Source organism: Paraconexibacter sp. (assembly GCF_041602235.1).
Classification (GTDB): Bacteria; Actinomycetota; Thermoleophilia; order Solirubrobacterales; family Solirubrobacteraceae; genus Paraconexibacter.
In genome coordinates this window covers 1-2,984 of sequence record NZ_JBFIGP010000374.1, presented here as the reverse complement: position 1 = coordinate 2,984, position 2,984 = coordinate 1, and the positions used below count along the sequence as shown (strand labels likewise).

The window sequence follows — 2,984 nt, the reverse complement described above, 5'->3', positions numbered from 1 at the left end:
GCGAGGCTGCAGCCGCTCGGGGACTACGGTGGACCGACCGACACGCGGCCGCCACTGACCACCAGCGCGACGCGGGACGCGGCGAGCGCGTGCGAGGCGGCGGGGGGCGACCAGCGTGGCGCTCCGGCTCCCGCGGGGCCGGCGTGCGACATCGGCGCGGCAGAGCTGGGGGCGGACCTGGCGACGCTGCTGACGGCGTCGCGCGGCAGCGCCCCTGCAGGCTCCGACGTGACCTACTACGCACGCGTCAAGAACCTCGGGAGCGACCTCGCTCCCTCGACGACGCTCGACTTCGCGGTGCCCGCGGGCGCAGAGCTGGTGAGCATCGAGACGTCCCAGGGCACCTGCGCGGCGACGACCTGCGCGCTCGGCAGCCTGGCGTCCGGCGCCGACGCGCTCGTGGCCATGGTGCTCCGCGCGCCCGCCCCCGGACCGTTCACGGTCGGTGCGTCGAGCGGATCGGGGATCCCGGACCCCGCCGGTGCCAACAACGCGGCGACCGTGAGCACCGAGGTGGTCCCGGCGCCCGCGCCCGGGACGTCGACGCAGACGATCACGGTGACGGTGCCCACCAGCATCGCGCCGACGACGGTCGCCGCGGACACCGCGCCGCCCGTCCTGGGCTCGGTGAAGCTCGTCGGCAACGCCCGCCGTGGCAAGACGATCAGGTTGCGCGGCTCGCTCTCGGAGAGCGCGAAGGTGACGATGACGGTGTATCGGCTGACGACGGGTCGTCGCGTGGGCTCCGCGTGCCGGTCCAGACGCAAGACCGGCAGGACGTGCACGATCACGACGCGGCGAGGTGCGGTCACGGTCAGTGCGAAGGCCGGGAAGGCGGTCACCTTCACCCTGCCGGCGGAGATCGCCAAGAAGACCCTGCCGACGGGCCGCTACCGCGTGACCCTCGTGGCGAAGGACGCCGCCGGCAACGCTTCGCGAGCGCGCACCCGCACGGTGACCGTGAAGCGCTGAGGGCACCCTCCCCGTCGGTGGCGTTCGGCCGCGACCTATCCGGTCGCCAGCTCCTGGTGGACCGCGGTGAGCGCTCTCGGGAGCGCGGCGCGTACCGCGTGGGTCACCGGCATGCCGGGCGAGCCGTCGGCGGCCTCGATGCCGATGACCACGAGCCGCCCGGGCATCCGTCCCAGGCTCAGGCCGAGCTCGATCGCCGGCGCCAGGCCGGTGCCGTGGCTCGACCACGAGACGTGGCGGGCACGGGTGGCCTCCCGCGCGCCGAACCGGTGGACGGTGCCCGCCGGCGCGCCGGTTCGCACCGCGTCCACCACCACCGCCAGGCGCGCGCCGTCCCATGCCTCGAGCAGTGCCGCCGGGTCGCCTCCGGCGACCGTGACGAACGCGCGCGGCCGGTCCTGGTCCAACGCCGGGGCCGCCGCGTCCCGCCGCAGCGCCTCCACGACCAGAGGCCCGATCGCGTCGTCGCCGTGGGCTGAGCCCACCCCGATGACCACCGCATCGTGGCCCCTCACCGTCCGGTCACCGTCAGGTCGAGGAAGTGCGTCGCGCACGAGATGCACGGGTCGTGGTTGCGGATCGCGCGCTCGCACTCGAGCGCCAGGTCCTCATCGGCCAGTTGGAGCCGGGGGGTCGCGAAGGCCCGCACGTCGGCCTCGATCGCCCGCTGGTTCTGCGACGTCGGGGGGACGATCCGGGCACTGCGCACGATCCCGCCCGCATCGATCTCGTAGCGCTGGTACAGCGCGCCGCGCGGGGCCTCGGTGATCGCGTGGCCGACCCCCTCGCGCGGTCGAGCATCGTCGGCGGGCGGGTCCGGCGGCTCGTAGTCCGCGATCAGCCGCAGCGCCTCGTCCAGCGCGAACAGGATCTCGACGCAGCGCACGAGGATCGCCCGGAACGGGTTGCGGCACACCGGCTCGAGCCCGACCTCGTCGGCGACCTCCCGCGCGAGCGGGGAGATCGTCTCGCGGTTCAGCGCCCAGCGGGCCAGGGGGCCGGTCAGGTACGGGTCCTCGCGCGCGTGCAGGCGCGCGTGGAGCGCCGTGGAGTGCGGCACCTGTTCCTCGCTGATCGCGTCCTCGAACGCGGCGGGCGCGACGTCCAGGCCGCCGGTCGACCGCAGCCGCCCGCGCTCCAGCGGGTACTCGTCGGGGGTCCACAGCGCGACGAGCTCGTGGTCGTGGGTGAAGTCCGGGTAGGGCAGCGTGGCGGCCCAGCGGACCATCTCGATCGCCTCCTCGCGTGCGGGCTCCAGGGCGTCGGTCGCCAACGCGCGCAGATCGGCGACCGACGGCGCGCGGTAGAAGCCGCCCACCCGCACGTTGATCGGGTGCACCTCGCGGCCCCCGACCGTAGCCATGAGCGCGTTGCCCGCCTTCTTGATCCGCAGGCCCCGCTCGACCACGGCAGCGTGGTCCCGGGCCATGTCGGCCATGCCGCTGTACCCGAGGAAGTCCGGCGCGTGGAGCAGGTGGACGTGCAGCGCGTGGCTCTCGATCCACTCTCCGCAGTACAGGAGCCTGCGCAGCAGCCGGACCGGCTCGGAGACCGTCACGCCGTAGGCGTCCTCGACCGCCGCGACCGCGCTCATCTGGTAGGCGACCGGGCAGATGCCGCAGATCCGGGCGGTCAGATCCGGCAGCTCGTGGGCGCCGCGGCCCCGGAGGAACGCCTCGAAGAACCGGGGCGGTTCGTAGATGTTCAGCTCCGCCGTGGTGACCGCGCCGTGCTCGACGTGCAGGCGCAGCGCGCCCTCGCCCTCGACGCGGGCGAGCGCCTGGACCGACACGCGTCGCGGCGGGATGGGCACCTCGCGTGCGTCGCTCATGCCAGTCGCTCGCTCTCGGCCCGGAAGCCCGGGGATCCGGCGTTGAAGGTGCGGTACGCGCGCACGACGTCGGGCGTCTCGACACCCTGCCGCCCCCACTCGCGGCTCAGGGAGGGCGTGTTCGCGGCGGGCATCGGACCGAAGCACCCGTAGCAGCCGCGATCGAAGCCGGGGCACAGCG

Annotated in this window: 3 protein-coding genes and 1 pseudogene; 1 reads left to right on the top strand and 3 read right to left on the bottom strand. The window is 74.5% G+C overall.

Features of this window, described 5'->3' with window-relative positions; all coding sequences use genetic code 11:
• Positions 1–972, top strand: a 972-nt coding sequence (locus ABYE80_RS19130) for a choice-of-anchor Q domain-containing protein (RefSeq protein WP_372791908.1), incomplete at its 5' end; no start/stop codon positions are given.
• Between the two features lie 35 nt (positions 973–1,007).
• On the opposite strand, the gene ABYE80_RS19125 is transcribed toward ABYE80_RS19130, so the two are convergent.
• From ABYE80_RS19125 to ABYE80_RS19115, 3 genes and pseudogenes are all read right to left on the bottom strand, one after another.
• Positions 1,008–1,487, bottom strand: a complete 480-nt coding sequence (locus tag ABYE80_RS19125; RefSeq protein WP_372791907.1) for a hydrogenase maturation protease — start codon at positions 1,485–1,487, stop codon at positions 1,008–1,010.
• Positions 1,484–2,803, bottom strand: a complete 1,320-nt coding sequence (locus ABYE80_RS19120; protein WP_372791906.1) for a Ni/Fe hydrogenase subunit alpha — start codon at positions 2,801–2,803, stop codon at positions 1,484–1,486. Before ABYE80_RS19120 ends, ABYE80_RS19125 begins: the two co-directional genes overlap by 4 nt.
• Positions 2,800–2,984 (bottom strand): annotated as a pseudogene (locus ABYE80_RS19115) (oxidoreductase); the annotation flags it as partial. The pseudogene ABYE80_RS19115 and the gene ABYE80_RS19120, both read right to left, overlap by 4 nt.